Origin of the sequence: Variovorax beijingensis (genome assembly GCF_003951285.1) — a bacterium.
In the GTDB taxonomy this organism is placed as follows: Bacteria; Pseudomonadota; Gammaproteobacteria; order Burkholderiales; family Burkholderiaceae_C; genus Variovorax; species Variovorax beijingensis.
Genome location: NZ_RXFQ01000021.1, coordinates 90,255 through 114,677, shown reverse-complemented (window position 1 = coordinate 114,677; position 24,423 = coordinate 90,255). Strand labels below are relative to the sequence as shown.

The following is a 24,423-nucleotide window of genomic DNA, read 5'->3' as shown; positions in this document are numbered from 1 at the left end:
GTAGCCGCGGAAGGTGCCGCTGCCGCCCGCGGCCTCGATCTGGATGTATCGACCTGTCATCTTGAATCTCCGAATTCGTCGTGGGGTGCCATGCGGCGTGCAGCAAGGATAATCCGCAACCATGGAAATCATCAGCTTTCTCGTCGACTTCATCCTGCATGTCGACAAACACCTCGAGGCCTTCGTCGTTGCCTATGGCCCCTGGGTCTATGCGCTGCTCTTCCTGATCGTGTTCGTGGAGACAGGTGCGGTGGTGATGCCCTTCCTGCCCGGCGATTCGCTGCTCTTCATCGTGGGCGCGCTGTGCGGCGTGGGACTCATGAGCTTTCCGCTGGCCTGCGCGGTGCTCATTGCCGCAGCCATCCTGGGCGACCAGTGCAACTACAGCATCGGCCGCTATTTCGGGCCCAAGGTCTTCCAGTGGGAGAACTCGCGCTTCTTCAACCGCAAGGCCTTCGACCAGGCCCACGCGTTCTACGAGCGCTATGGCGGCATCACGATCATCCTTGCGCGCTTCATGCCTTTCATTCGCACCTTCGCGCCCTTCGTGGCCGGCGTGGCCGAAATGAACCGCGCGAAATTCACCATGTTCAACGTGGTCGGCGCGCTGATCTGGGTGCTGGGCATCGCAACGGCGGGCTACTTCTTCGGCAACCTGCCGTTCGTGCGCGAGCACCTGGACAAGATCATCTGGGCGCTGATCTTCGTGCCGGGCCTGATCGCGATCTTCGGTGCCTGGCGCGCATCGCGCGCGGAGAAGGCGCGCGCGCAGTTGCCTTCGAAGGCCTGATCGGTACCGAACCAAAAAAAACGCGCCGGTGGTGGCGCGCTTCAACAGAGGTTTGGCAAAGGGTCAGTAGTTCGGGCCGTTGCGCGGGTAGTAACCGCGCGGGGGGTAGGCGCGCTGGCTCTCGTAGTAGTTGCGTTCGTCCACACTGCGTCCCACTTGATTGCCGATCACGCCGCCAATGGCCGCGCCGCCCAGGGTGCTGCCGGTGTTGCCGCCGATGGCATGGCCCACTGCCGCGCCGCCGAGCGCGCCAATGCCGGTGCCCAGGTTCTGGTTGGGGCCGGATGCGCAACCTGCCAGCGCCATGACCATGGTTGCCGCCGCAGCGGCAAGCCAGATTCGTGCGTTCATCATGATGTCCACCTTTCTAGAGTGATGGGACCATGATGGTCAAAAGGCACCGGCCCCCCGTGTAGGAGCCTGCCGCGCTTGCCTGTGCGTTGCCACGGGCCGCCCGGCGTGGGACGGCAGGGCGAGCGAGGCCCTAGAGCTGGCGGCTGCGCGCCAGCGGCGGGTTCTGCGCAAAGTAGCGCTGGATGCCGCGCATCAGCGCATCGGAGAGGCTCTCCTGGTAGCTGACGCTGCGCAGGTTCGCTTCTTCTTCGGGGTTGCTGATGAACGCCGTTTCGACCAGCACGCTGGGGATGTCGGGTGCCTTGAGCACCGCGAAGCCGGCCTGCTCGACCGCGGGCTTGTGCAGCCGCGCGCCGATGCCGCGGATCTCGCCGAGCATGGCACCGCCGAGCTTGAGGCTGTCGTTGATCTGCGCCGTGGTGCTCATGTCGAGCAGCGCGCGCTGCACCTGCACTTCGTGGTTGCCCACGTTCACGCCGCCGACCTTGTCGGCTTCGTTTTCCTTGTTGGCGAGCCATCGCGCGGCGCTGCTCGAGGCGCCGCTCTGGCTCAGCGCAAAGATGCTCGCGCCGCGCGCGGCGGGCGTGGTGAACGCATCGGCGTGGATGCTCACGAAGAGGTCGGCCTGCACGCGCCGCGCCTTTTGCACGCGCACACCCAGCGGCACGAAAAAATCGGCGTCACGCGTAAGAAACGCGCGCATCGGGTTGCCGTTGACGCTGCTCGCGTTGATGCGGTCGCGCAGGCGGTGCGCGATCTGCAGCACGATGTCTTTCTCGCGCGTGCCGTTGGGGCCGATGGCGCCCGGGTCTTCGCCGCCATGGCCGGGATCGAGCGCCACGATGATGATGCGGTCGGTGCGGCTCGCGGTGGCGCCGCCGCGCGCGGACGCGACGGGCGCGGGAGGCGCCACAGGCGCAATGGGCGGCGATGGCGGCGCGACAGGGCCGGGCCGCGTCGATTGCTGCGCCATCAGCTCGCCCAGTGGATCGGGTGCGGGTGCGGCCGCCGTGGCCGGCGGGCGTGCGGGAGGCGCGATGCTGCCGGGCGCAGGGCGCGGCGCGGGCACGTTGGGCGAAGGCCGCACGAGGATCGGCGGCCCGCCGTCGGGCGCGAGGCCCGAGGAGGGCGCGGCCGGCGGCGGCACCGAGGGCGCGCTCGCCACGGCACCGTTGTTGCCGCCACCGCTGCTGCCGCGCGGTGCCTCGCGCAGGCGCTCGGTGATCAGCGCTTCCATCGGGTCGATGGCTTTTTCGGGGTAGAGGTCGAGCACCAGCCGATGCTTGTATGCGGCGATCGGCGCCAGCGAGAACACCTGCGGCACCACGGCCTGCTTGAGATCGAACACGATGCGCACCACCTTCGGTGCGTTCTGGCCGACGCGCAGGCCGTTGATGTACGGGTCGCCCGGCTTGATCTTGCCGACCAGGTCGCGCAGCTCGGGGTTGAGATCGATGCCTTCGATGTCCACCGCCAGCCGCGGCGGACTGCCGACGACCAGCTGCTGCGAATGCAGCCGCGCATCGGATTCGATGGTCACGCGCGTGTAGTCGGCCGCGGGCCACACGCGCACCGCAAGGATGGTGGCGCCGCGCGCGATCTGGTGCACGCCGAGCATCAGCGCAATGCTGCCGCCCTGCAGCAGCACGCGCCGCTTGAGGCCGCTGGCCTTCATGCGCCGAGCTGCGTCAGCAGGGCGCTGCCGCGAGGAGTGTTCGCCAGGAGGGTCACGTTGCGTGTGTCGTCTGTCATTGCTTCTATTTTAATAGCGAGGTCGGCAATTGGTGTGCGGCCGGCAGCGTTTTCTGGCCACTCCGCAAGCTTGAGGCCCGGTCCCGCGAAAATGTCACGGAAGCCGGCGTCGTCCCATTCGCGCGGATCGTTGAAGCGGTAGAAGTCGAAATGGAAAATGGCAAGGCCATCGGGCGCTTCGTGCGGCTCGACCACGGCATAGGTCGGGCTCTTGATGCGGCCCTCGATGCCGAGCGCGCGCAACAGGTGGCGCACGAAGGTGGTCTTGCCGGCGCCGAGGTCGCCGTGAAGCGCAATGAAAGCATCGCGCAGTGCGGGCGAGGCCGCCAGCGCGCGCGCGAAGTCGTCGGTGTCGTCCTCGCTGCGCCAGCGCAGCATGCGGCGGGCGTTCTTCGGCGTTTCTACAATCGGCAAGTGATCGTCAGCCATCCACTCGTTGCTCGTATTCAGGCATTGGCCCGGGAACTCGGATTCTCCCAAATCGGAATCGCGGGCGTCGATTTATCGAGCGCCGAGGAAGGTCTGATGCAATGGCTGGCCCATGGGTTCCATGGCGAGATGAAATACATGGCAACGCACGGCACGCGCCGCGCGCGGCCGGCCGAACTGGTGCCGGGCACGGTGAGCGTCATCACGGCACGCATGGACTACCTGCCGCGCGACACGCCGCTCGATGATTGGCAAACCGTGGAATTCGATCGCCTCGCGCGGCCCGGCGAAGCCATCGTCTCGGTCTATGCGCGCGGCCGCGACTATCACAAGGTGCTGCGTGCGCGGCTGGCCAGGCTGGCCGAACGCATCGCCGAGGAGGTGGGCCCGTTCGGCCATCGCGCCTTCACCGATTCGGCCCCGGTGCTCGAAGCCGAGCTCGCATCGCGCAGCGGCCAAGGCTGGCGCGGCAAGCACACGCTGGTGCTGGACCGCAGTGCGGGCTCGATGTTCTTCCTGGGCGAGATCTACGTCGACATGGCGCTGCCCGAAAGCGAGCCGGTCACCGCCCACTGCGGCAGCTGCAGCGCCTGCATCGATGTCTGTCCGACCAAGGCCATCGTCGCGCCGTACCGGCTCGATGCGCGGCGCTGCATTTCGTACCTGACCATCGAGCACGGCGGGCCGATTCCGCTGGAGCTTCGGCCTTTGATGGGCAACCGCATCTACGGCTGCGACGACTGCCAGCTGATCTGCCCCTGGAACAAGTTTGCGAAGAAGAGCGCGCTGCCCGACTTCGACGCGCGCGAAGGACTCACCGGCCAGGCGCTGGCCGCGCTCTTTGCCTGGAGCGAAGAAGACTTTCTGCGCTTCACCGAGGGCAGCCCGATCCGCCGCATTGGGCATGAACGCTGGCTGCGCAACATCGCCGTGGCCCTGGGAAACGCGTTGCGCGCGGGCGAGAGCGGTGCCGCAGAGGCGCTGGCCACGCGGGCATCGCACCCGAGCGAATTGGTGCGCGAGCACGTGGCGTGGGCCCTGGCGCAGCGCCCCGAGCGCTGAACGAACCCTAGCGCGGCAGCGCCAGCGCAAACGGCAGGCTCGCCACCCCCAGCAGCGTGGACAGGGTCACGAGACCCGCCACGTACGGTCCGTTGTAGCCCATGCGCGCCGCCAGCACATAGGCGCTGGAGGCGGTGGGCACGGCGGAAAACGCCATCAGCACGGAGGCCTGCGTCGCGTCCAGCCGCAGCGCAAGCGAGAGGCCCCAAGCCACCAGCGGCAGGAACAGGTGGCGGATCGACAGCACCGACAGCGCCAGCACCTTGCCGCGCCCCAGCGTGGCGAACTGCATGCCCGCGCCCGCCGCCAGCAGGCCGAGCGCGAGCGATGCGGCGCCGATGCGCGTGAGCGTCGGCGTGGCCCAGTTCGGAACGGTGAAGCCCAGCACGTTGGCCAGCAGCCCGGCCAGCGTGGCGACGATCAGCGGGTTGCGCACCAGCTGCCGCGCGAAGCCGCTCTCGGCATGCCGCGCCATCGGCCAGACGGCCGCGATGTTGAACATCGGCACGCACACGCCGATCAGCACCGCAATCAGCAGCAGGCCCTGCGCACCGGCCAGCCGCTCGGCGAGCGCAAGGCAGATGAAGGAGTTGAAGCGGAATCCGATCTGCGCGCTGGCCGCATGGTCGCGGCGGTCGATGTGCGACGCGAGGCCGGGCACGTAGGGCAGCGCGTAGGCCATTGCGATGCCGCAGAGGCCAATGCCCACGCCCGCAGTGAGCAGGCTCGAGGTGGCGGCAAAATCGAGCGGGCTGCGCACGATCGAGTGAAACAGCAGCACCGGAAATAGAAAGTAGTAGACCAGGCTTTCGACCTGGTCCCAGACGCGGCGGTCGAGCGCCGTGTAGCGGCAAAGCAGCCAACCAATGGCAATGAGCGAAAAATCCGGGAAGAGCAACTGGGCGAAGTTCACCGCTTCGAGCATAAACCGTGGCGGACCATGGGTAATCCACAGCACGGGCGGGGTACGAAGCCGCTAGCATCCGGGGCTTTGGTTTTTCGACATCAGTCAATCAAGGAGTTATAGATGCAACGTCGTCAATGGGGCGCCATGGTGGGAGCCGCTGCGCTGGTCGCGGCCGCGGGCCAGAGCTTTGCTCAGGGTTATCCGAACAAGCCGGTCGAACTGAGCGTGCCATTTGCACCGGGCGGCACGACCGACATCGTGGCGCGCGTGATTTCCGACCCGCTGGGCAAGGTGCTGGGCCAACCGGTGGTGGTGATCAACCGCGCGGGCGGCGGCGGCATCGTGGGTGCGGCCGAAACGGCGCGCGCCACGCCCGACGGCTACAAGCTCGGCGTGGCCACGGTCTCGAGCACGGCGGCCAATCCGGCCATCAACCCCAAGGTGCCGTACGACCCGATCAACGACTTCACGCCGATCATCAACATCGCGGCCACGCCCAACATCATTGCGGTCAACCCGAGCTTCCCGGCCAAGAACTACGCGGAGTTCGTGGCAGAGCTCAAGAAGAACCCCGGCAAGTACTCGTACGCCTCGTCGGGAACGGGCGGCATCGGCCACCTGCTGATGGAGCTCTACAAGAGCCTCACCAACACCTTCGTCACGCACATTCCCTATCGCGGCGCGGGCCCTGCGCTGAACGACGTGGTGGCCGGCCAGGTGCCGATCATGTTCGACAACATCCCGTCGGCCATGCCCTTCATCCAGAGCGGCCGGCTGATACCCATCGTGGTGTCGGCGCCGCAGCGCCTGGCCGCGCTGCCCAATGTGCCGACCTTCAAGGAAGTCGGGCTCGAGCCGGTCAACCGCATGGCGTACTACGGCATCCTCGGCCCCAAGGGCGTACCGAAGGAAGTGGTCGACAAGATCAATGCCGGCGTGAAGAAGGCGGTGGAAGACCCGGCCGTGAAAAAGCGCATCGAAGACACAGGTTCGCTGATCGTGGCCAACACGCCCGAGCAGTTCGCCGCGCAGATCAAGGCCGAGTACGAGGTCTACAAGCAGGTCGTCGCCAAGCAGAAGCTCAAGCTCGACTGAGCCTCGCGAACCCGCTCGAAGCCGCCCGCGCCACGGGCGGCTTTTCTTTTTGTTATCTTGCAGCGCATGACAGAGGCCGCCGCCACACAAACCCCCGAGATCGACGACTTCATCGATGCCCTCTGGCTCGAGGACGGGCTGTCGAAGAACACGCTGGCCGCCTACCGCCGCGACCTCGCGCTGTTCGCGCAGTGGCTGGGCAGCCAGCGCAGCGGCGGCGCGCTCGACACGGCGCAGGAGGCCGACCTGCAGGCCTACATGGGCGCGCGCCTGTCGACCCGGGGCAAGGCCACCTCGGCCAACCGGCGGCTCACGGTGTTCAAGCGCTACTACCGCTGGGCGCTGCGCGAGCGCCGCATCGCAGCCGACCCGAGCATCCGGCTCGCGCCCGCGCGGCAGATGCCGCGGGCCATCAAGACGCTGTCGGAAAAGCAGGTGGACGACCTGCTGGCCGCGCCTGACGTGGGAACGCCGCTCGGCCTGCGCGACCGCGCGATGCTCGAGCTGATGTATGCGAGCGGCCTGCGGGTGAGCGAGCTGGTGGCGCTCAAGGTCATCGACATGAGCCTCAACGACGGCGTGCTGCGCGTGCTCGGCAAGGGCAGCAAGGAGCGCCTCGTACCCTTCGGCGGCGAGGCGCGGCGCTGGATCGAGCGCTACCTGGAAGAGTCGCGCCCCGCCATCCTCGGCGGGCAGCAGACGCCCGACCTGTTCGTGACCGCGCGCGGCGCGGGCATGACGCGCGTGATGTTCTGGATCATCGTGAAGAAGCAGGCCGCTGCGGCCGGCATCCATGTGCCGCTGTCGCCGCACACGCTGCGCCATGCCTTCGCCACCCACCTGCTGAACCACGGCGTGGACCTGCGCGCGGTGCAATTGCTGCTAGGCCATGCCGATATTTCCACGACCACCATCTACACCCATGTGGCGCGCGAGCGGCTGAAGCAGCTGCATGCGCAGCATCACCCGCGCGGTTGAAGGCGCGGTGTTCCTTCACTTCATCAACAGCAAAGAGATTTCGTTCATGCAGAAAAGAATCTGGGTCGCGGTGGCATTGTTCGCCGTCTCCGGCGCACAGGCCCAGCCCGTTCCCAAGACCATCCGCATCATCGTGGCGTATCCCGCAGGCGGCGTCAGCGACGTGGTCGCGCGTGCGCTCGGCGACAGGCTCGCCGCGCAGATGGGCACCACGGTGGTGGTCGACAACCGTGCCGGCGCCAGCGGCGCCATCGGCATGGATGCCGTGGCCAAGGCCGCACCCGACGGCGCCACGCTGGGCTTCTCGGCCATCAGCCCGCTGGTGCTGAGTCCGCATCTCGGCAAACTGCCCTTCGATCCGCTGAAGGACATCGCGCCGGTGGCGAGCGTAATGTATTCGCCGGTGCTGCTGATTGCCACGCCGGCCAGCAAGGCCCGGGACTTCCGCGCGCTGATCGCCGATGCCAAGGCGCAGCCCGGCGCGGTCCGCTGGGCCACCTCGGGGCCGGCATCACTCGGCCACATCGTGCTCGAGCAGGTGAAGGCGGCCACGGGCGTCGACATCACGCACGTGCCCTACAAGGGCGGCGGCCAGCAACTCAACGATGCGCTCGGCGGGCAGTTCGAGATTCTCTCGAGCAATGCGAGCCCGACGCTCACTTCGCACATCCAGTCGGGCAAGCTGCGTCCGCTGGCCGTGGGCGCGCCCGCACGGCTCGAGAGCCTGCCGCAGGCGCCCACGCTGGCCGAGCTGGGCTACAGCGCGGCGAACATCAATTCGGTGTTCGGCGTCTTCGCGCCCGCGGCCACGCCGCCCGCATTGATCGCAAAGTACAACGCCGAGATCAACAAGGCCCTGGCCAGCCCCGAGCTGCGCGCCAAGCTCACGGCCACCGACAACGTGCCGACCGGCGGCACCCCCGCGGCCTTTGCCAAGGAGATCGCGTCGGAATTCGAAGGCAACGGGCGCATCGTGAAGGCCGCGAACATCAAGGCCGATTGACCCTGCGGCTTGCGGTCCCGATTTCCCTACCTTATAGTAGGTAGATGAACAGCACCATCACCCCCTCGACCGCACTTGCCGCCGGCAGCACCCGCGAGCAGATCCTCGGGGTGGCGCGGCACCTGATCGAAACGCGCTCCTACCTGGGCTTCAGCTTCCAGGACGTGGCCGATGCGGTCGGCGTCCGAAAGGCGAGCCTGTACCACCACTTTCCGACCAAGGAAGCGCTGGGCATCGCGGTGATCCGGCAGGCCACCCAGCTCTTCAAGGACTGGGACGCGGCGCGGGTGCGTACGCCGAAGGACGCGCTCGAATCCTATTTCCGCATGTACCGCAACACGCTCAAGGCGGGTTCGGGCATGTGTCCCGCGGGGGCGCTGACGCCGGGGTGGGACTGCATCGACGAGGAACTGCGCCAGGCCGTGCAGGAACTGCGCAACACCCAGGTGCTGTGGCTCACGGGCGTGCTGGGCGCGCTGGCCCCGGCCCGTCAGAAGAAGGGCGCATCGGTTGCATCGCAGGCGGCCTACGTGTTCTCGGTGTGCCAGGGCGCACTGCTCGCATCGCGCATGACGGGGCGCGTCGAAGACTTCGACGAAGCCATCGCGCAGCTCAGGAGTTCATTGCCCGGCTGATCGCCGGGCGGCACCGCAGGCACGCAGCGCGTGCCTATTTTTTGACCGCGTGACCTACCGATTGGATGGTAGGTTTTGACCAAGGAGTGTTCTCATGAAAGCCGTCATTTCCGCTTATGCCCGCTCGCCTTTCCACTTCGCGAAGAAGGGCGCGCTCGCCGGGACGCGCCCCGACACGCTGGCCGCCGGCGTGGTTCGGGGCCTGCTGCAGCGCACCGACCTCGACCCCGCGCTGCTCGAGGATGTCATCCTGGGCTGCGCCTACCCCGAGGCCTCGCAGGGCAACAACCTCGCGCGCATCGTCGGCCTGCTCGCGGGCCTGCCGCACGAGGTGGGCGGCATGACGGTGAACCGCTTCTGCGGCTCGTCGATGCAGGCCGTGCACATTGCCGCGGCGCAGATCGAGGCGGGCATGGGCGAGGCCTTCCTGTGCGTGGGCGTGGAGTCGATGACGATGGTGCCGCAGGGCGGCTTCAACTTCTCGCCGAACCCGGAACTGAAGGACGGCAGCGATGCCTACATCTCGATGGGCGAGACCGCCGAGAACGTTGCGCAGCGATGGAGCGTGAGCCGCGCCGACCAGGAGGCCTTCGCAGTCGAGTCGCACCGCAAGGCCGCCGCCGCGCGCGCACAAGGGCGGCTCGCGGGCGAGATCGTGCCGGTGCGCCTGGCCTCGGGCGAGGTGGTCGATGCCGATGGCTGCATCCGCCCGGCCACCTCGGCCGAGGCGCTGGCGGGCCTGAAGCCGGCGTTCCGTCCCGATGGCGTGGTGACGGCCGGCACTTCGTCGCCGCTGACCGACGGCGCCGCCGCCGTGCTCGTGACCAGCGATGCCTTCGCCGCGAAGCACGGCCTGCAGGCGCTCGCGCGCATCCGCGCGTTCGCGACCGTGGGCGTCGACCCGGCCGTCATGGGCATCGGCCCGATCCCCGCCACGCGCAAGGCGCTGGCGCGCGCCGGGCTCAGGGCCGGCGACCTCGACGTGATCGAACTCAACGAGGCCTTCTCGTCGCAGGCGCTGGCCTGCATCCGCGATCTCGGCCTCGACGCGGCGAAGATCAATCTCGACGGCGGCGGTCTTGCCATTGGCCATCCGCTGGGTGCGACCGGTGCGCGCATCACGGGCAAGGCAGCTTCGCTGCTCGCGCGCGAGAACGGCCGCTATGCGCTGGCCACGCAATGCATCGGCGGCGGGCAGGGCATTGCCACCATCCTCGAGCGCGTCTGAATAGTTCGAGAATGCGCGCTGGCACTACAAGGAACTCCCATGGCGGCACTCCCTGAGGACACGGGCGCCAAGCGCGCGCTTTATCTCGAAGACCTGTCGGTCGGCGACCGCTTCCAGAGCGGCGAACACGCGCTGGACGTGGCGCAGATCAAGGCCTTTGCATCGCAGTTCGACCCGCAGCCCTTCCACACCGACGAAGAGGCCGCGAAAAACAGCTTCTTCGGCGGTCTTGCTGCGAGCGGCTGGCACACGGCGGCGCTCACGATGAAACTGCTGGTGGAGAGCGGCATTCCGCTGGCCGAAGGCATCATCGGCTCGGGCGGCGAGCTGCAGTGGCCCAAGCCGACGCGGCCCGGCGACGTGCTGCACGTGGTGGGCGAGGTGCTCGACATCACGCCTTCGCGCTCCAGGCCGGGCCGCGCGATGGTCACGATGCGCTGCCGCACGCTCAACCAGCGCGGCGAGGTGCTCCAGTACTTCACGCCCAAGCTGGTCGTGCACGCCCGGCCCGCGTAGGCCTCCCGTTCAGTCCTTGGCGGCGGCCGAGAGCGCGCGCAGCTCTTCGGCGCTGAAGCCCGCCTGGCCGCGGGCTTCGAGGTTGAAGGGCGGCTTCAGGCGCGGCGCTTCGTAGCGTGCCACGAGTTCGGGATAGGTCGCCTCGGGGTCGCGGCCGGCGCGCTCGCAGAGCCAGCGGTACCAGTGGTTGCCGATGGCCACGTGGCCGACTTCGTCGCGCAGGATGATGTCGAGGATCTCGACCGCGCGCAACGCATCCGGCGTGTCTACACGCCTGAGCTTGGCCTGGATGAGCGGCGTGGCGTCGAGCCCGCGCGCTTCGAGTGTGCGAGGCACCAGCGCCATGCGCGCGAGCACGTCGTCCCTGGTCTTCTCGCACATGCTCCAGAGCCCGTCGTGGCCCGGGAAGTCGCCGTAGCGCCAGCCCATGTCCTGCAGGTGCGCATGCAGCAGTGTGAAGTGCTGCGCTTCCTCGTCGGCCACGCGCAGCCAGTCGCGGTAGTAGGCCTCGGGCATGCCGTCGTAGCGCCACGCGGCGTCGAGTGCGAGGTTGATGGCGTTGAACTCGATGTGGCAGATCGAATGGATCAGCGCGGCACGGCCTTCGGGCGTGAAGGGCGAGCGCTTCTGCACGGCGGTGGCGGCCACGCGCAGCGGCCGTTCGGGGCGGCCCGGCACGCCGATGTCATCGCCCACGACGCGCAGAGGGTCGGTTGCTATGGAATCGGTAGCGGCCACGGCAGCAGTGGCGCGCGTTGCCGCAACCTTCTGTTCAGGGTCGGTGAGTCGCAGCGCGGCCAGCGCGCTCAATCGGGGGTGCATCCCTACAATTCTAGGTTTTGCCCCCGGAGACTCCACGATGGCCCTCTATGAACTCGACGGCGTTGCGCCGCAACTCGGCACCGGCGCCTGGGTCGCCGACAGCGCGGAGGTGATCGGCAACGTGCAGCTGGGTGACAACGCGAGCATCTGGTTCGGCGCGGTGCTGCGCGGCGACAACGAGAAGATGACGATCGGGCGCAACAGCAACGTGCAGGACATGTCGATGCTGCATTCCGACCCCGGCAGCCCGCTCACCATCGGCGAGAACGTCACCATCGGCCACCAGGTCATGCTGCATGGCTGCACCATCGGCGACAACTCGCTGATCGGCATCCAGGCCGTGGTCTTGAATAACGCGAAGATCGGCCGCAATTCGATTGTTGGCGCCGGCAGCGTCGTGACCGAGGGCAAGGAGTTTCCCGACAACTCCCTGATCTTCGGCTCGCCCGCCAAGGTGATGCGCACGATCAGCGACGAAGACGCCGCCCGCCTGCGGCACGGCTCCGATCACTACGTCAAGAACGCCATTCGCTATGCGAAGGGCTTGAAGAAAATCGCCTGACACCGCGCAGGCCCAACAGAAAGAAGAATCCGTTTTGAGCGAGCTGCACAAATTCCTGTTCGATGGCCTGCCGGTGCGCGGCATGATCGTGCGCCTGACAGATGCGTGGCAGGAAATCCTGGCGCGGCGCGCCTCCAACACCGCCACCGGCGCCTACCCGCCGCCGGTGGCCGAACTGCTCGGCGAGATGACGGCCGCGGCCACGCTGATGCAGGCCAACATCAAGTTCAACGGCGCACTGATCCTGCAGATCTTCGGCGACGGCCCGGTCAAGGTGGCCGTGGCCGAGGCCAAGCCCGACCTGAGCCTGCGCGCCACCGCCAAGGTGATCGGCGACCTGCCGGCCGATGCGCGCCTGCCCGAGATGGTCAACGTCGGCAACAAGGGCCGCTGCGCCATCACGCTCGATCCCAAGGACAAGCTGCCGGGCACGACGCCTTACCAGGGCGTGGTGCCGTTGTTCGACGACGAGGGCGAGAAGCTCGGCCGGCTCAGCGACGTGCTGCAGCACTACATGCTGCAAAGCGAGCAGCTCGACACCACGCTGGTGCTCGCTGCCGACGACAAGGTGGCGGCGGGCCTCCTGATCCAGCGCCTGCCGGTGAAGGGCGAGGGCAACCTCGAAGGCACTTCCGACAAGGACCACGACCAGGCCAACGAAGACCAGATCGGCCGCAACGAGGACTACAACCGCATCTCGATCCTCGCCTCGAGCCTCACGCGCGACGAGTTGCTCACGCTCGACATCGAGACCATTCTCCGCCGCCTGTTCTGGGAAGAGAAGCTGCTGCGCTTCGAGCCGCAGGCCGGCCTCCTGGGCCCACACTTTGCGTGCACCTGCGGCCGCGACCGCGTGGCCCAGATGATCCGCGGGCTCGGCGTCGAGGAGGCCGAGGAGATCCTGGCCGAGCGCGGCGACATCGAGGTGGGCTGCGACTTCTGCGGCAAGCAGTACCGCTTCGACGCGGTCGATGCGGCACAGATCTTCAGGCCGCCGACGGATCAGATCCCGGGCAGCCCGATCGTCCAGTAGGGCTTGGCGCGCCGGCCTTGCTCAAGCGGCCTGGCGCAGCACCTTGATCATTGCGGCCAGCCGTTCGTTCGCCAAACCTGCATTCAGAGAGCGGTCGAACAACGCCATCAGAAAATCCGGAAAACTCGCGTCGAGCCCTGCCTCGCGCGCCTGCTTCACGAAGAGCCGGCCCGAGCCCGCGCAGGTGGCCATCGAGCTCTCGGGTTCGCCGTAGCTGCCGGCGTGGATGGCCTCGCCCTCGGCGCTGATCATTTCGCCGAGTACTGGCGAGATCGCGCCGATCATCTGCGAGAACGCGTTCACCTTCAGCCCTTCGGATTCGCAGATGCGCACGCCGTGGAAGAAGCCGCTCATCGCGCCGAACATGCACGAGAGCGTGGCCAGGTCCCAGGCGGCCGCGTTGCCGATGGGCTCGCCCATGTACTGGATGTTTCCGGCAACGGCTTCGAGCAGCGGCCGGCACGCGGCCAGCGCCCGTTCTTCGCCGGAGATGAAGAGCGGCGTGTCGGGCCGGCCGATCTGGCTGGGCGTGGCAAGCAGCGCGCCGTCGAGGTAGGCCACGCCGCCGAGCGCGGCCCAGTCGTCGCGCGCGTCCTGCGGGGTACCGGTGCTCAGCTGCACCAGCACCTTGCCGCGCAGCGCGTCGGCCACGCCCGGCGCAGCAAGGATCGCGCGGGATGCCGCGTAGTCGGCCACGCAGACCAGCACCACGGGACTGGCCTGGACCGCGGCGAGCGCATTCGGCGCGAGCACGGTGCCCTGGTTGAGCAGCGGTTCGGCGCGCCCGGCGGTGCGGTTCCACACCGTCAGCGTGTATTTCGATCGAAGGGCGCGCGCGAGTGCGATGCCCATGGGGCCGAGGCCGATGAGGGAAACGTCGGTCATGTGCTTGTTGTTCCTTGGTGTGTGATCAGGCGGCGGCCGGCGTGAGGTTCTGCCCCAGCCCGCCATCGACGGTGAGCCGCGCGCCGGTCGTGAAGGTCGCCTCGAAGGCGAAGAAGAGCACCGCGCGCGCCACCTCGGCGGCCGTGCCGTGGCGCCGCATCGGCGTGATCTGGTCGCCCAGGCGGATGAACTCGGCGCGCTCCTCGGCCGTGGCATCGGCAACGCCGAGCGTGGGCGTGTCGATGAAGCCCGGGCTCACCACGTTGACGCGGATGCCGCGCCCCACCAGCTCCGCCGCGAAGCCAGAGGCGAAGGAACGCAGGGCGGCCTTGGTCGCGCTGTAGACGCTCAACCCGTGCATGCCGCCCTCGTCCGCGATGGACGAGGTGACCACCACCGCGCCGCCCGCGCGCATCAGGGGCACCAGGCGCTGCACGGTGAAGAACGGGCCCTTGGTGTTGATCGCAAAGGCACGGTCGTAGCCTGCCTCGGTGACCTGCTCGAAGGGCTCCAGCGTCGAGATGCCCGCGTTGATGTGCAGCAGGTCGATGTGGCCGAGCTTTTCCCGGACGAGCGTTGCGAGTGCGTCGATGTCCGAAAGCGAGCCGGCATCCGATGCGACGATGTGGGCGCGAGGGCCCAGCGCGCGCCGCGCGGCCTCCAGGTTGCGGGGATTCAGTCCGGTGACGAGCACTTCGGCGCCGCCTTCGAGCAGTGCCTGCGCGGTGGCGAGGCCCATGCCGATGGTGCCGCCGGTGATGACGGCCTTCTTGCCTGCGTAGTTGCCGGTGGCGGGGTTGTCCATGGATCGCGTGTCTTGAGTGGTTGTGTTCATGGCAGCCGATGATCCGGAACGCGGCCCGCAGGGTCGCGCACGTTCGGCCGTGGTGCAGCACGAACGGACGGCGACGCGCGGACACGTTGCGCCGCAGCGCCGGATAATGGCCCGATGAGCCACGACGCCCCCTCCGACACCCATCTGAACGTGCATGTGCGCCACACGCCCGGCGGCGTGGTCGGCCTCGAGGCCGTGCCCGACCACCGCATCAAGGTGCATGCGGGCGCGCCGGTGAATGGCGCCTGCCGGCTGCACAAGTTCCGCTATACGCGGGGCGACATCGACATCCTGCCCGCCGGCACCTCCGACATCTGGCACGAGGAGGCTGCCAGCACCTCGCTGGTCGTGCGCATGCCGCCATCGCTGCTGCGCCGCACCGCCGAGGAAATGGGGCTGCCCGCCGAACGGGCCAGCCTGGCGGAGCGCCATCAGCTGCGCGACGCGCACATCGAGCACATTGCCTGGGCGCTCGACGCCGAAAGGCGCGCCGGCTTTCCCAACGGCACCCTCTACGCCGACAGCCTGGGCACCGCGCTGGCAGTTCACCTGCTCGGCGGGCACCGGCGGCAAGAGGCGTCGCCGGCACAGGGCCTCACGCGGCCGCAGCTGCGCCGCGTGACCGACTACATCGAGACGCACCTCGACGGCGATCTTTCACTGGCCAGGCTGGCAGAGGTTGCGGGGCTGAGCACGTCGCACCTGAAGACGCAGTTCAAGCGTTCCACCGGCCTGCCGGTGCACGAGTACGTGGTTCATCGGCGCGTCGACCGTGCGCGCGGCCTGCTGGTGCGCAGCGCGATGGCCGCGAGCGAGGTGGCGCTGGAGAGCGGGTTCTCGCACCAGAGCCACATGGCGCGCTGCATGCGCCGCGTGCTCGGCGCCACGCCGGGCGAGGTCCGGCGCGCCGGCTAGCCCCGGCCGACGCAAGCAGTCAGCCTCAGAGCGTTGTCAGCGCGGCGCCTTGTCGTCGAAATCTCTGAACGCGATGTCCGGCGCGCTGGTGTTGTGGCGCGAAGGCAGGCTGCGCCCGAAGCGCACCTGCGTCGCGTTCAGCGTCTTCACGTCGGGCAGCGGCAGCACCTGCTCCGCGGCCCCGGGCGATTCCTGCCAGCGCAGTTCGCTCACGTCGGCGTTGTCGGGCGCCACGTACATCGAGCGCAGCACGGCAAAGGGCCGCGTGTCCGCCGTGGGCTTGGAGAGCGTCACGTCGAGCGCGGTGCGCTCGCGGCTGATCTCGGACACCCTGGCTACGGCGCTGCCGCCGCCGACGAAGCGCAGGTGGATGGCCAGCGGCTTCGGCACGATGCGGATCGACGCGATGTCGACCACCGGCCGGCTGCCCTGTTCGACCGGGCCGAGCAGGAACGAGGAGCCGTAGACCCCGTCGCCGAAGCGCGCTTGCGGCAGCGGCTTGATGCGCCAGTAGCCGTCGGCCGGGTAGAGCACCAGTGCTTCGAGCGCCTTGCCTTCTTCCTTGCGGAAGATCTGCAGCATGTGGAAGCCGCGGTCCGTGCGCGCACCCACGCGCACCGGCACCTGCTGCGGCCGCCAGAAGCTGGTCAGCGTCATGCCGACGATGCGCCACTGCGCGTCGTCGAGCAGCACCACGCGGCGCGGCTTGAACTTGTGCGCGGGGTCGGTGGGATGCGCGCCGCCGTCGAAGTTGCAGCCCGAGAAGTCGGGCGCGGTGATGTCGTTGCCGATGCTGTCGAGATAGGCCGGCTGCAGCGCCTCGATGCGCATGCGCCGGATGCCTTCGCCGCGCAGCACCAGCGACACGTTGTCTTCCTCGGCGCAGGCGGTGGCCGTGGTGGCGTTTTCCACGGTGGCGGCGACGGGCGCGGCCGTGGCAGCCGCTGCCAGCAGTGCGGCAAGGAAGAAGCCGCAAAGGCGAGAGAAACGAGGCGGGAACATCGATCAGGTCTCCGAGCTGGGGGTTGAAGGCGTGTCGTCGCGGCGTCCGATCAGGTCGCTGAAAAGCCGATGCTCGCATTCCGGGTCTGAGCACTTCTCGCAAGGCCATGACCAGGAGGCGGGTTTGGATTCGGGGCGGCTGCGTGCGCGGGCCCGGCCTTCGCTGCCGGCGATGGAATTGATGGCGTTCCACGCATTGGAGAGCCTTTCGCTGCCGGTGCCATGCACCACGGCGAAGGAAAGCCCCGCGCCCGCAAGCGCCGCGCGCACCAGCGCATCGGTCGGTTCGCGCGCGTGGTCGCCATCGCGCAACGGGTCTGCGATCCACGGGATGTCGAGTGCGGTCAGCAGGGTGATCGCGCAGCGCGCCTGCGCCGCCAGCGCGTCGGCATGGAGCGAGGTGTCGCCGAACAGCAGTTCGCTGTAGACCGCGGTCATGAGGGCCGTGGTGTCGGCCACCACCACACCCGAAGCGGCCGCGGCATCGATGCGGCGCGTCTGCTCCTGCGCAATGGCCCGCTGCTCGTCGGGGCGGGGCGTGCGGCCTTCGCGGTCGCACCATTCGCGCAGGTATTCGCCCACCAGCGTGGTGGCAATGCCGCGTTCCTGCAGGCGCTGCGCGACTGCGCGGGCGAGTTCGGTCTTGCCGGTGCTCTCGGCACCGAGCAGCGCAATCACACATCCGGCCGGCAGCATGGGCGTCATGCGCGCGCGGCCCCGTCGTGCATGCGCGCGCGCCACGCAAGGAAGCCGGCTACGCTGAGCACCGCGAACACGGCGTAGAGTCCGACCGTGAGCCACAGGCCCTTGTGGATAAAGAGGCCCACGCTCACGACGTTCACCGCCAGCCATACCAGCCAGTTCTCGATGAACTTGCGCCCGAGCAGGAATTGGCCGACGAGGCTGAGCCCGGTCGAGAACCCGTCCCACCAGGGCACGTCGGTGTCGGTGAAGCGGCGCAGGAAGAGCGCGACCGCGGGCCATGCCAGTGCGCAGGCCGCGAGTGCCAGCGCGATGCCGCGCGGCGAAAGCCGGCTCACGCGCAATGCGCTGCCATCGGCGCGGTGGCCGCGCAGCCATTGCGCCCAGCCCCAGAGCGCGACCACTGCGAAGAACACCTGCAGCGAGGCGTCGCCGTAGATGCGCGCCTGCGCGAACACGGCCACGTAGAGCAGCGAACTGACGATCGCCAGCGGCCAGCCCCAGTGGATCTCGCGCATGTTGCAGCCGACCATCGCGAGCGCCAGCACCGCGGCCACGAGTTCGAGCCAGCTGACCGGCGAGCCCCAGAGCGCGAATGCGGGGGCCGAGAAGAACTCGGGCATCAGCCTAGTGGGTGACCTGAACGAACACTTCGTTGGGCTTGACCATGCCCAGTTCCTGCCGCGCACGCTCTTCGACCATCTCGAGGCCGATCTTGAGGTCGTTGACCTCGGAGGCCAGCCGCTCGTTGTTCACCACGGCCTTGGCGTTGGCAGCCTTCTGGTCGGCCAGCTTGGACTGCAGCTGCGCCACGTCGGGCACGCTGCCGCGCCCGTTCCACAGCTGCCACTGCAGGATGACCAGCAGCAGCAACAGCACGATGGGTGGAACGAGGCGCGAGCGCATGCCGCCGGCTTCGCGCGCTACTTCAGGTTGTAGAACGCGCCGCGGCCAGGATAGCTGGCGATGTCGCCGAGGTCTTCCTCGATGCGCAGCAGCTGGTTGTACTTGGCGATGCGGTCCGAGCGCGAGAGCGAGCCGGTCTTGATCTGGCCCGCGTTGGTGCCCACTGCGATGTCGGCGATGGTGCTGTCCTCGGTTTCGCCCGAGCGGTGCGAGATCACGGCCGTGTAGCCCGCGCGCTTGGCCATCTCGATGGCGGCGAAGGTCTCGGTCAGCGTGCCGATCTGGTTGATCTTGATCAGGATCGAGTTGGCAATGCCTTTGTCGATGCCTTCCTGCAGGATCTTGGTGTTGGTGACGAACAGGTCGTCGCCCACCAGCTGCACGCGCTTGCCCAGGCGTTCGGTCAGCAGCTTCCAGCCGTCCCAGTCGCCTTCGTGCATGCCGTCCTCGATGCTGATGATCGGGTACTTGTCGACCCAGGTGGCCAGCATGTCGGCCCAGTTGCCGGCCGACAGCGTGAGGTTCTCGCCGGAGAGCACGTAGTTGCCGTCCTTGTAGAACTCGCTGGCGGCGCAGTCGAGGCCGAGCGCAATCTGCTCGCCCGCCACGAAGCCGGCCTTGTCGATGGCTTCGAGGATCAGCTGGATGGCCGCTTCATGGCTTTCGACGCTGGGCGCGAAACCGCCTTCGTCGCCGACGGCCGTGCTGATGCCGCGGTCGCCCAGGATCTTCTTGAGCGCATGGAACACCTCGGCGCCGTAGCGCACGGCTTCGCGGAAGCTCGGCGCACCCACGGGGATGATCATGAACTCCTGCAGGTCGAGGCTGTTGTTGGCGTGCGCGCCGCCGTTGATGACGTTCATCATCGGCACCGGCAGCTGCATGCCGCCCATGCCGCCGAAGTAGCGGTACAGCGGCAGTCCCGACTCTTCGGCCGCGGCGCGCGCCACGGCCATCGAGACGGCGAGGGTGGCATTGGCGCCCAGGCGGCCCTTGTTATCGGTGCCGTCCAGGTCGATCATCGTGCGGTCGAGGAAGGCCTGTTCGCTGGCATCGAGGCCGAGCACGGATTCCGAGATCTCGGTGTTGATGTTCTCCACCGCCTTGAGCACGCCCTTGCCGAGATAGCGCTTCTTGTCGCCGTCGCGAAGCTCGATGGCTTCGCGCGAACCGGTCGATGCGCCCGAGGGCACGGCCGCGCGGCCCATGGTGCCCGATTCGAGCAGAACGTCGCACTCGACGGTGGGATTGCCGCGGCTGTCGAGGATTTCACGGCCGACGATGTCTACGATTGCACTCATGCGTTTCTCTTTCTTTTCAGTCTCGATTCAATTGATCAAAGGCCTTCGACCGCGACCATGCGCATGACGGCGGCACCGGCACGGGCTTCGCGCGCTTTCAGGTATTCGGGCGTTTCGTAGAAAGCCTTGGCCTTCTCGAAGCTGGGGAACTTCAGGATGACGAGGCGCGAAGGCGACCAGTCGCCCTCCAGCACTTCGACCTGGCCGCCGCGCACGCACACTTCGGCGCCGTGCGCCTGCATGGCGGCGCTCGACCACTTCTTGTATTCCTCGTACTGCGCCGGGTTCGTGACCTCGACGTGGGCGATGACATAACCACTGCTCATGATTGAAAGACGTCCTCCAGAAATGCGTTCTTCTTGGCGACCTGGTCGAGCGCCAGCAGCGTTTCGAGCAGGGCCTTCATGTGCTTGAGCGGCACGGCGTTGGGGCCGTCGCTCAGTGCCTTGGCGGGATCGGGGTGCGTTTCCATGAAAAGGCCGGCCACGCCCACGGCCACGGCCGCGCGCGAGAGCACCGGCACCATTTCGCGCTGGCCGCCCGAGGTCGTGCCCTGGCCGCCCGGCAGCTGCACCGAGTGGGTGGCGTCGAACACCACGGGTGCGCCGGTCTCGCGCATGATTGCGAGCGAGCGCATGTCCGACACCAGGTTGTTGTAGCCGAAGCTCGCGCCGCGCTCGCACGCCATGAAGCTGTCTGCGGGCAGGCCGGCTTCCTTGGCGGCAGCGCGCGCCTTGTCGATCACGTTCTTCATGTCGTGCGGCGCAAGGAACTGGCCCTTCTTGATGTTCACCGGCTTGCCCGACTGCGCCACCGCGCGGATGAAGTCGGTCTGGCGGCACAGGAAGGCGGGCGTCTGCAGCACGTCGACCACCTTGGCGGCCTCGGTGATGTCATCCTCGGTGTGGACGTCGGTCAGCACGGGCAGGCCGAGCTCGCGCTTCACCTTGGCCAGGATCTCCAGGCCCTTCTCGCGGCCCGGGCCGCGAAAGCTGGTGCCCGAGGAGCGATTGGCCTTGTCGAAGCTGCTCTTGAAGATGAACGGAATGCCCAGCGAGGAAGTGATTTCCTTCAGCGTGCCGGCCGTGTCCATCTGCAATTGCTCGGATTCGACCACGCAGGGGCCGGCAATCAGGAAGAAGGGCTGGTCGAGCCCGATGTCGAATCCGCAGAGTTTCATAGAGATGCCTCCGTGCTGCGCACTTCGTCATTCGCCTTGGGAGCTGCCCGGCGGCTCATGCCACCGCCTTCAGGTTCTTTGCGCCGCCCGCGCTCCGGGCCTTGTGGTCGAGCGCCGCCTTGATGAAGGCGTTGAAGAGCGGATGGCCGCTCCACGGCGTCGACTTGAATTCGGGGTGGAACTGCACGCCCATGAACCACGGGTGCACGTCCTGCGGCAGCTCGACGATCTCGGTCAGGTGCTCGCGCTGTGTCAGTGCGGAAATGACAAGGCCGGCGGCGCGCAGTTCGTCGAGGTAGTTGACGTTGGCTTCGTAGCGGTGGCGGTGGCGCTCGGTCACCACGTCGCCGTAGATGCTGTGGGCCAGCGTGCCGGCCGAGACGTCGGAGCTTTGAGCGCCCAGGCGCATGGTGCCGCCGAGGTCGGACTTCTCGTTGCGCGTCTTCACGGTGCCGTCGGCGTCCTTCCACTCGGTGATCAGCGCGATCACGGGGCAGGGCGTCTCGGGGTCGAACTCGGTGCTGTTGGCGTTCTTCAGGCCCGCCACGTGGCGCGCGTATTCGATGGTGGCCACCTGCATGCCCAGGCAGATGCCGAGGTAGGGCACCTTGCCTTCGCGCGCGAAGCGGGCGGCCGAGATCTTGCCCTCGACGCCGCGCTGGCCGAAGCCGCCGGGCACCAGGATCGCGTCGTACTTGGCGAGCCGCGAAACATCTTGCGGGGAAATGGTTTCGGAATCGATGTAGTCGATCTTCACGCGCGCATGGTTCTTCATGCCGGCGTGGCGCAGCGCCTCGTTCAGCGACTTGTAGCTGTCGGACAGGTCGACGTACTTGCCGACCATCGCAATGCTGACTTCCTGCTGCGGATGCTCGACCTCGTACACCAGCTCGTCCCAGCGCTGCAGCTTGGCTGGCGGCGTGTTGATGCGCAGCTTGTCGCAGATCAGGCCGTCCAGGCCCTGCTCGTGCAGCATGCGCGGCACCTTGTAGATGGTGTCGACGTCCCACATGGAGATCACGCCCCATTCGGGCACGTTCGAGAACAGCGAGATCTTGGCACGCTCGTCGTCGGGAATCGGGCGGTCGGCGCGGCACAGCAGCGCGTCGGCCTGGATACCGATCGCGCGCAGTTCCTTGGCGGTGTGCTGCGTGGGCTTGGTCTTGAGTTCGCCGGCGGCGGCAATCCAGGGCACGTAGCTCAGGTGCACGAAGGCCGAGTTGTTCGGGCCCATGCGCAGGCTCATCTGGCGCACGGCTTCGAGGAAGGGGAGCGATTCGATGTCGCCCACCGTGCCGCCGATCTCGACGATGGCCACGTCCACTTCATGCGCAGTGCCGAGGCCGGCGCCGCGCTTGATGTATTCCTGGATCTCGTTGGTGATGTGCGGAATCACCTGCACTGTCTTGCCGAGGTAGTCGCCGCGGCGCTCTTTCTCGAGCACGCTCTTGTAGATCTGGCCGGTCGTGAAGTTGTTGGCCTTGCGCATCCGCGTGGTGATGAAGCGCTCGTAGTGGCCGAGGTCGAGGTCGGTCTCGGCACCGTCGTCGGTGACGAACACCTCGCCATGCTGGAACGGTGACATCGTGCCGGGGTCGACATTGATGTACGGATCGAGCTTGATGAGAGTGACCTTGAGGCCGCGCGATTCGAGGATCGCGGCGAGGGAGGCGGAGGCGATTCCCTTGCCAAGGGAAGATACGACACCACCGGTGACGAAGACAAATTTGGTCATGCCAGTTCCGGACCAGAGATCCGGGCAGTGGGAAATTGCGATTATAGGTGTCCCCTTTGTGCCCCTTGGGCCCAAGGCCATCCCATTCCTGATCTTGTCGGTATGTGAGCAACAATATGACTCATGCAAGAACTCGCCGGCAAACACATCGTCCTGGGCCTTACCGGTGGTATCGCCTGCTACAAGTCGGCGGAGCTGTGCCGCCTGTTCGTGAAGGCGGGCGCCACCGTCCAGGTCGTGATGACCGAGGCGGCCGAGCAGTTCATCACGCCGGTCACGATGCAGGCGCTCTCGGGGCGCACGGTCTATACCTCGCAGTGGGACGCGCGCGAGCCCAACAACATGCCGCACATCAACCTGAGCCGCGAGGCCGACGCCATCGTGCTGGCGCCCTGCAGCGCCGACTTCATTGCGCGGCTGGTGCAGGGCCGGGCCGACGACCTGCTGAGCCTGATGTGCCTCGCCCGCCCGATGGAGCGCGTGCCGCTTCTGATCGCGCCGGCCATGAACCGCGAGATGTGGGCGCATCCCGCCACCCAGCGCAACCTGATGCAGGTGGCGGCCGATGGGGCCACGGTGCTGGGCGTGGGCAGCGGCTGGCAGGCCTGCGGCGAGACGGGCGACGGCCGCATGCTGGAACCGGCGCAGCTGCTCGAGGACATCACGGCCTTCTTCGTGCCAAAGCTGCTGGCGGGCCAGAAGGTGCTGGTGACCGCGGGCCCCACCTTCGAGCCGCTCGATCCGATACGCGGCATCACCAACCATTCGTCCGGCAAGATGGGCTTTGCCATTGCGCGCGCCGCGCGCGAGGCCGGCGCCGAAGTCACGCTGGTGGCCGGCCCGGTGCACCTGCCGACGCCGCGCGGGGTGAGCCGCATCGACGTGCTCAGCGCGCAGGACATGCTCGAAGCCACCCTTCATGCCGCGCAATCCGCTAGCATTTTTGTAGCGACGGCCGCCGTCGCCGACTGGCGGCCCGCCACCCACAGCGAGCAAAAGATCAAGAAGGACGGCAGCGGCAAGACGCCCGTGCTCAATTTCGTCGAGAACGCCGACATCCTGCTGGCGGTGGCCCAGAGCGAGCGCGCGCAGTCCCGCAAGCTGTTCTGCGTGGGCTTCGCGGCCGAGAGCGAGAACCTGGCCGAGCACGCCAAGGCCAAGCGCGAGCGCAAGGGAATTCCGCTCCTGGTCGGCAACATCGGGCCGCTGACCTTCGGGCAGGACGACAATGCGCTGCTGCTGGTGGACGCGACGAGCACGCGCGAGCTGCCGCGTGCGCCCAAGCTCACCCTGGCACGCGAACTCATGACCGAGATTGCCGCCCGCCTGCCTGACTGGAGAGTCTGATGAACCCCCAATGGAACACGCCGCCCAATGGCGATTTCGCCAGCTACGTCGAGCGGCTGTCGGCCCAGGCCGCATTGCCGAAGCGGGCGGCGCACGAGGGCGACCACGGCCTGGACGTGGGCATCACGCCCGCCCCGGGCGCGCAGGGCGCGGCGGCCGCCGCCGCCCAGCGGCGCGAATCGTCGAACGGCGATACCTCCGCGCCAGGCGCCGGGGCGCTGCCGCCCGCGGCACTCAAGATCATGGCCGCCGTGGGGGCCGTGATGCTCCTGGCGCTGTGGTCGGCCGGCGTGTCGCCTGTCGTGCTGGTGTTCCTCGCGGGCGCGGCTTTCTGGCTCGCCAGCAAGCTCAAGGGGCTGAAGCTCTCACCCGGTGTCGCCAAGTGGCAGCAGGTGCTCGAGGAAGCCGCCCGCAAGCAAAGAGAACAGCAACAAAAGCAAGGCAAGTAG

28 protein-coding genes are annotated in these 24,423 nt (G+C 67.7%); 13 read left to right on the top strand and 15 right to left on the bottom strand.

The window, feature by feature from the left end:
• The first annotated feature begins 121 nt into the window (after window positions 1-121).
• The gene (locus tag EJO66_RS27580) at window positions 122-790 is read left to right on the top strand and encodes a DedA family protein (protein WP_124961050.1); all 669 of its coding nucleotides are present in this window, start codon (window positions 122-124) and stop codon (window positions 788-790) included.
• 63 nt (window positions 791-853) lie between these two features.
• Here EJO66_RS27580 and EJO66_RS27575 read toward each other — a convergent pair whose 3' ends face one another.
• The 3 genes from EJO66_RS27575 to tsaE all read right to left on the bottom strand — a co-directional run bounded on the left by EJO66_RS27575 (window position 854) and on the right by tsaE (window position 3,325).
• Window positions 854-1,144: a glycine zipper domain-containing protein gene (locus EJO66_RS27575; RefSeq protein WP_223262424.1), complete on the bottom strand. Its 291-nt coding sequence runs from the start codon at window positions 1,142-1,144 to the stop codon at window positions 854-856.
• Between the two features lie 130 nt (window positions 1,145-1,274).
• Entirely contained in the window at window positions 1,275-2,819 is a 1,545-nt protein-coding gene (locus EJO66_RS27570; protein WP_125966664.1) for an N-acetylmuramoyl-L-alanine amidase, read from the bottom strand.
• Window positions 2,816-3,325, bottom strand: coding sequence for a tRNA (adenosine(37)-N6)-threonylcarbamoyltransferase complex ATPase subunit type 1 TsaE (gene tsaE, locus EJO66_RS27565; RefSeq protein WP_124961052.1), 510 nt, complete (start codon window positions 3,323-3,325; stop codon window positions 2,816-2,818). Before tsaE ends, EJO66_RS27570 begins: the two co-directional genes overlap by 4 nt.
• Here tsaE and queG point away from each other — a divergent pair.
• Complete coding sequence (gene queG, locus EJO66_RS27560; protein ID WP_124961053.1) at window positions 3,311-4,387, top strand: tRNA epoxyqueuosine(34) reductase QueG; 1,077 nt, start codon at window positions 3,311-3,313, stop codon at window positions 4,385-4,387. The genes tsaE and queG overlap by 15 nt on opposite strands.
• A gap of 7 nt (window positions 4,388-4,394) precedes the next feature.
• Here queG and EJO66_RS27555 read toward each other — a convergent pair whose 3' ends face one another.
• Entirely contained in the window at window positions 4,395-5,312 is a 918-nt protein-coding gene (locus EJO66_RS27555) for an AEC family transporter (protein ID WP_124961054.1), read from the bottom strand.
• A gap of 102 nt (window positions 5,313-5,414) precedes the next feature.
• Here EJO66_RS27555 and EJO66_RS27550 point away from each other — a divergent pair, with 102 nt between their 5' ends.
• The 6 genes from EJO66_RS27550 (at window position 5,415) to EJO66_RS27525 (ending at window position 10,749) form a co-directional block, all read left to right on the top strand.
• On the top strand, window positions 5,415-6,389 hold the full coding sequence (locus tag EJO66_RS27550; RefSeq protein WP_124961055.1) for a tripartite tricarboxylate transporter substrate binding protein BugE: 975 nt from the start codon (window positions 5,415-5,417) through the stop codon (window positions 6,387-6,389).
• 66 nt (window positions 6,390-6,455) lie between these two features.
• Complete coding sequence (gene xerD / locus EJO66_RS27545; RefSeq protein WP_124961056.1) at window positions 6,456-7,367, top strand: site-specific tyrosine recombinase XerD; 912 nt, start codon at window positions 6,456-6,458, stop codon at window positions 7,365-7,367.
• Between the two features lie 46 nt (window positions 7,368-7,413).
• Window positions 7,414-8,370: a Bug family tripartite tricarboxylate transporter substrate binding protein gene (locus EJO66_RS27540; protein ID WP_124961130.1), complete on the top strand. Its 957-nt coding sequence runs from the start codon at window positions 7,414-7,416 to the stop codon at window positions 8,368-8,370.
• Window positions 8,371-8,414: 44 nt separating this feature from the next.
• Window positions 8,415-9,005: a TetR/AcrR family transcriptional regulator gene (locus EJO66_RS27535; protein WP_124961057.1), complete on the top strand. Its 591-nt coding sequence runs from the start codon at window positions 8,415-8,417 to the stop codon at window positions 9,003-9,005.
• Between the two features lie 94 nt (window positions 9,006-9,099).
• Window positions 9,100-10,233 (top strand): thiolase family protein, encoded by a 1,134-nt coding sequence (locus EJO66_RS27530; RefSeq protein ID WP_125966663.1) that lies wholly within the window; start codon window positions 9,100-9,102, stop codon window positions 10,231-10,233.
• 39 nt (window positions 10,234-10,272) lie between these two features.
• Window positions 10,273-10,749, top strand: coding sequence for a MaoC family dehydratase (locus EJO66_RS27525; RefSeq protein WP_124961059.1), 477 nt, complete (start codon window positions 10,273-10,275; stop codon window positions 10,747-10,749).
• Between the two features lie 9 nt (window positions 10,750-10,758).
• Here EJO66_RS27525 and EJO66_RS27520 read toward each other — a convergent pair whose 3' ends face one another.
• Window positions 10,759-11,571: a ferritin-like domain-containing protein gene (locus EJO66_RS27520; protein ID WP_124961060.1), complete on the bottom strand. Its 813-nt coding sequence runs from the start codon at window positions 11,569-11,571 to the stop codon at window positions 10,759-10,761.
• A gap of 37 nt (window positions 11,572-11,608) precedes the next feature.
• Between EJO66_RS27520 and EJO66_RS27515 the strand changes: the two genes are divergently transcribed.
• Complete coding sequence (locus EJO66_RS27515) at window positions 11,609-12,133, top strand: gamma carbonic anhydrase family protein (protein WP_018905892.1); 525 nt, start codon at window positions 11,609-11,611, stop codon at window positions 12,131-12,133.
• A gap of 34 nt (window positions 12,134-12,167) precedes the next feature.
• On the top strand, window positions 12,168-13,166 hold the full coding sequence (gene hslO, locus EJO66_RS27510; RefSeq protein ID WP_124961061.1) for an Hsp33 family molecular chaperone HslO: 999 nt from the start codon (window positions 12,168-12,170) through the stop codon (window positions 13,164-13,166).
• Between the two features lie 21 nt (window positions 13,167-13,187).
• Here the strand turns inward: hslO and EJO66_RS27505 are convergent, their stop codons facing one another.
• Both EJO66_RS27505 and EJO66_RS27500 read right to left on the bottom strand, forming a co-directional pair.
• Window positions 13,188-14,051, bottom strand: coding sequence for an NAD(P)-dependent oxidoreductase (locus tag EJO66_RS27505; RefSeq protein ID WP_124961062.1), 864 nt, complete (start codon window positions 14,049-14,051; stop codon window positions 13,188-13,190).
• Window positions 14,052-14,076: 25 nt separating this feature from the next.
• Window positions 14,077-14,856: an SDR family oxidoreductase gene (locus tag EJO66_RS27500; RefSeq protein WP_124961063.1), complete on the bottom strand. Its 780-nt coding sequence runs from the start codon at window positions 14,854-14,856 to the stop codon at window positions 14,077-14,079.
• 144 nt (window positions 14,857-15,000) lie between these two features.
• Between EJO66_RS27500 and EJO66_RS27495 the strand changes: the two genes are divergently transcribed.
• On the top strand, window positions 15,001-15,801 hold the full coding sequence (locus EJO66_RS27495; protein WP_124961064.1) for an AraC family transcriptional regulator: 801 nt from the start codon (window positions 15,001-15,003) through the stop codon (window positions 15,799-15,801).
• Window positions 15,802-15,837: 36 nt separating this feature from the next.
• On the opposite strand, the gene EJO66_RS27490 is transcribed toward EJO66_RS27495, so the two are convergent.
• Genes EJO66_RS27490 through EJO66_RS27455 form a run of 8 tightly spaced genes read right to left on the bottom strand, consistent with a single transcriptional unit; the run spans window position 15,838 to window position 22,627 of the window.
• Window positions 15,838-16,803, bottom strand: coding sequence for a hypothetical protein (locus tag EJO66_RS27490; RefSeq protein ID WP_124961065.1), 966 nt, complete (start codon window positions 16,801-16,803; stop codon window positions 15,838-15,840).
• 3 nt (window positions 16,804-16,806) lie between these two features.
• Entirely contained in the window at window positions 16,807-17,508 is a 702-nt protein-coding gene (locus EJO66_RS27485; protein ID WP_124961066.1) for an AAA family ATPase, read from the bottom strand.
• The gene (gene pnuC / locus EJO66_RS27480) at window positions 17,505-18,128 is read right to left on the bottom strand and encodes a nicotinamide riboside transporter PnuC (protein ID WP_124961067.1); all 624 of its coding nucleotides are present in this window, start codon (window positions 18,126-18,128) and stop codon (window positions 17,505-17,507) included. The genes EJO66_RS27485 and pnuC overlap by 4 nt, the downstream gene beginning before the upstream one ends.
• A gap of 4 nt (window positions 18,129-18,132) precedes the next feature.
• Window positions 18,133-18,411 carry a septum formation initiator family protein gene (locus EJO66_RS27475; RefSeq protein WP_124961068.1) on the bottom strand — a complete coding sequence of 93 codons (279 nt, stop codon included), beginning with the start codon at window positions 18,409-18,411 and terminating at the stop codon, window positions 18,133-18,135.
• Window positions 18,412-18,428: 17 nt separating this feature from the next.
• Window positions 18,429-19,712 carry a phosphopyruvate hydratase gene (eno, locus tag EJO66_RS27470; RefSeq protein WP_012748543.1) on the bottom strand — a complete coding sequence of 428 codons (1,284 nt, stop codon included), beginning with the start codon at window positions 19,710-19,712 and terminating at the stop codon, window positions 18,429-18,431.
• Window positions 19,713-19,747: 35 nt separating this feature from the next.
• The gene (locus tag EJO66_RS27465; protein WP_124961069.1) at window positions 19,748-20,038 is read right to left on the bottom strand and encodes a DUF1330 domain-containing protein; all 291 of its coding nucleotides are present in this window, start codon (window positions 20,036-20,038) and stop codon (window positions 19,748-19,750) included.
• On the bottom strand, window positions 20,035-20,892 hold the full coding sequence (kdsA, locus tag EJO66_RS27460) for a 3-deoxy-8-phosphooctulonate synthase (protein WP_124961070.1): 858 nt from the start codon (window positions 20,890-20,892) through the stop codon (window positions 20,035-20,037). Before kdsA ends, EJO66_RS27465 begins: the two co-directional genes overlap by 4 nt.
• Window positions 20,893-20,947: 55 nt before the next feature.
• Window positions 20,948-22,627: a CTP synthase gene (locus EJO66_RS27455; protein ID WP_124961071.1), complete on the bottom strand. Its 1,680-nt coding sequence runs from the start codon at window positions 22,625-22,627 to the stop codon at window positions 20,948-20,950.
• Window positions 22,628-22,750: 123 nt separating this feature from the next.
• On the opposite strand from EJO66_RS27455, the gene coaBC reads away from it, so the two are divergent.
• Entirely contained in the window at window positions 22,751-23,974 is a 1,224-nt protein-coding gene (gene coaBC, locus EJO66_RS27450) for a bifunctional phosphopantothenoylcysteine decarboxylase/phosphopantothenate--cysteine ligase CoaBC (protein WP_124961072.1), read from the top strand.
• On the top strand, window positions 23,974-24,423 hold the full coding sequence (locus EJO66_RS27445) for a hypothetical protein (protein ID WP_124961073.1): 450 nt from the start codon (window positions 23,974-23,976) through the stop codon (window positions 24,421-24,423). Before coaBC ends, EJO66_RS27445 begins: the two co-directional genes overlap by 1 nt.

Excerpts from the sequence above, each read along its gene's own strand:
- kdsA (WP_124961070.1), bottom strand. The coding sequence starts at position 20,892 with ATGAAACTCTGCGGATTCGACATCGGGCTCGACCAGCCCTTCTTCCTG.
- tsaE (WP_124961052.1), bottom strand. The coding sequence starts at position 3,325 with ATGGCTGACGATCACTTGCCGATTGTAGAAACGCCGAAGAACGCCCGC.
- EJO66_RS27500 (WP_124961063.1), bottom strand. The coding sequence starts at position 14,856 with ATGGACAACCCCGCCACCGGCAACTACGCAGGCAAGAAGGCCGTCATC.
- pnuC (WP_124961067.1), bottom strand. The coding sequence starts at position 18,128 with ATGCCCGAGTTCTTCTCGGCCCCCGCATTCGCGCTCTGGGGCTCGCCG.
- EJO66_RS27540 (WP_124961130.1), top strand. The coding sequence starts at position 7,414 with ATGCAGAAAAGAATCTGGGTCGCGGTGGCATTGTTCGCCGTCTCCGGC.
- EJO66_RS27495 (WP_124961064.1), top strand. The coding sequence starts at position 15,001 with ATGAGCCACGACGCCCCCTCCGACACCCATCTGAACGTGCATGTGCGC.
- EJO66_RS27525 (WP_124961059.1), top strand. The coding sequence starts at position 10,273 with ATGGCGGCACTCCCTGAGGACACGGGCGCCAAGCGCGCGCTTTATCTC.
- EJO66_RS27515 (WP_018905892.1), top strand. The coding sequence starts at position 11,609 with ATGGCCCTCTATGAACTCGACGGCGTTGCGCCGCAACTCGGCACCGGC.
- EJO66_RS27570 (WP_125966664.1), bottom strand. The coding sequence starts at position 2,819 with ATGAAGGCCAGCGGCCTCAAGCGGCGCGTGCTGCTGCAGGGCGGCAGC.
- xerD (WP_124961056.1), top strand. The coding sequence starts at position 6,456 with ATGACAGAGGCCGCCGCCACACAAACCCCCGAGATCGACGACTTCATC.
- EJO66_RS27490 (WP_124961065.1), bottom strand. The coding sequence starts at position 16,803 with ATGTTCCCGCCTCGTTTCTCTCGCCTTTGCGGCTTCTTCCTTGCCGCA.
- EJO66_RS27530 (WP_125966663.1), top strand. The coding sequence starts at position 9,100 with ATGAAAGCCGTCATTTCCGCTTATGCCCGCTCGCCTTTCCACTTCGCG.
- EJO66_RS27575 (WP_223262424.1), bottom strand. The coding sequence starts at position 1,144 with ATGATGAACGCACGAATCTGGCTTGCCGCTGCGGCGGCAACCATGGTC.
- EJO66_RS27485 (WP_124961066.1), bottom strand. The coding sequence starts at position 17,508 with ATGACGCCCATGCTGCCGGCCGGATGTGTGATTGCGCTGCTCGGTGCC.
- EJO66_RS27555 (WP_124961054.1), bottom strand. The coding sequence starts at position 5,312 with ATGCTCGAAGCGGTGAACTTCGCCCAGTTGCTCTTCCCGGATTTTTCG.
- EJO66_RS27505 (WP_124961062.1), bottom strand. The coding sequence starts at position 14,051 with ATGACCGACGTTTCCCTCATCGGCCTCGGCCCCATGGGCATCGCACTC.
- EJO66_RS27455 (WP_124961071.1), bottom strand. The coding sequence starts at position 22,627 with ATGACCAAATTTGTCTTCGTCACCGGTGGTGTCGTATCTTCCCTTGGC.
- EJO66_RS27550 (WP_124961055.1), top strand. The coding sequence starts at position 5,415 with ATGCAACGTCGTCAATGGGGCGCCATGGTGGGAGCCGCTGCGCTGGTC.
- eno (WP_012748543.1), bottom strand. The coding sequence starts at position 19,712 with ATGAGTGCAATCGTAGACATCGTCGGCCGTGAAATCCTCGACAGCCGC.
- EJO66_RS27520 (WP_124961060.1), bottom strand. The coding sequence starts at position 11,571 with ATGCACCCCCGATTGAGCGCGCTGGCCGCGCTGCGACTCACCGACCCT.
- EJO66_RS27465 (WP_124961069.1), bottom strand. The coding sequence starts at position 20,038 with ATGAGCAGTGGTTATGTCATCGCCCACGTCGAGGTCACGAACCCGGCG.
- EJO66_RS27580 (WP_124961050.1), top strand. The coding sequence starts at position 122 with ATGGAAATCATCAGCTTTCTCGTCGACTTCATCCTGCATGTCGACAAA.
- coaBC (WP_124961072.1), top strand. The coding sequence starts at position 22,751 with ATGCAAGAACTCGCCGGCAAACACATCGTCCTGGGCCTTACCGGTGGT.
- EJO66_RS27535 (WP_124961057.1), top strand. The coding sequence starts at position 8,415 with ATGAACAGCACCATCACCCCCTCGACCGCACTTGCCGCCGGCAGCACC.
- EJO66_RS27445 (WP_124961073.1), top strand. The coding sequence starts at position 23,974 with ATGAACCCCCAATGGAACACGCCGCCCAATGGCGATTTCGCCAGCTAC.
- EJO66_RS27475 (WP_124961068.1), bottom strand. The coding sequence starts at position 18,411 with ATGCGCTCGCGCCTCGTTCCACCCATCGTGCTGTTGCTGCTGCTGGTC.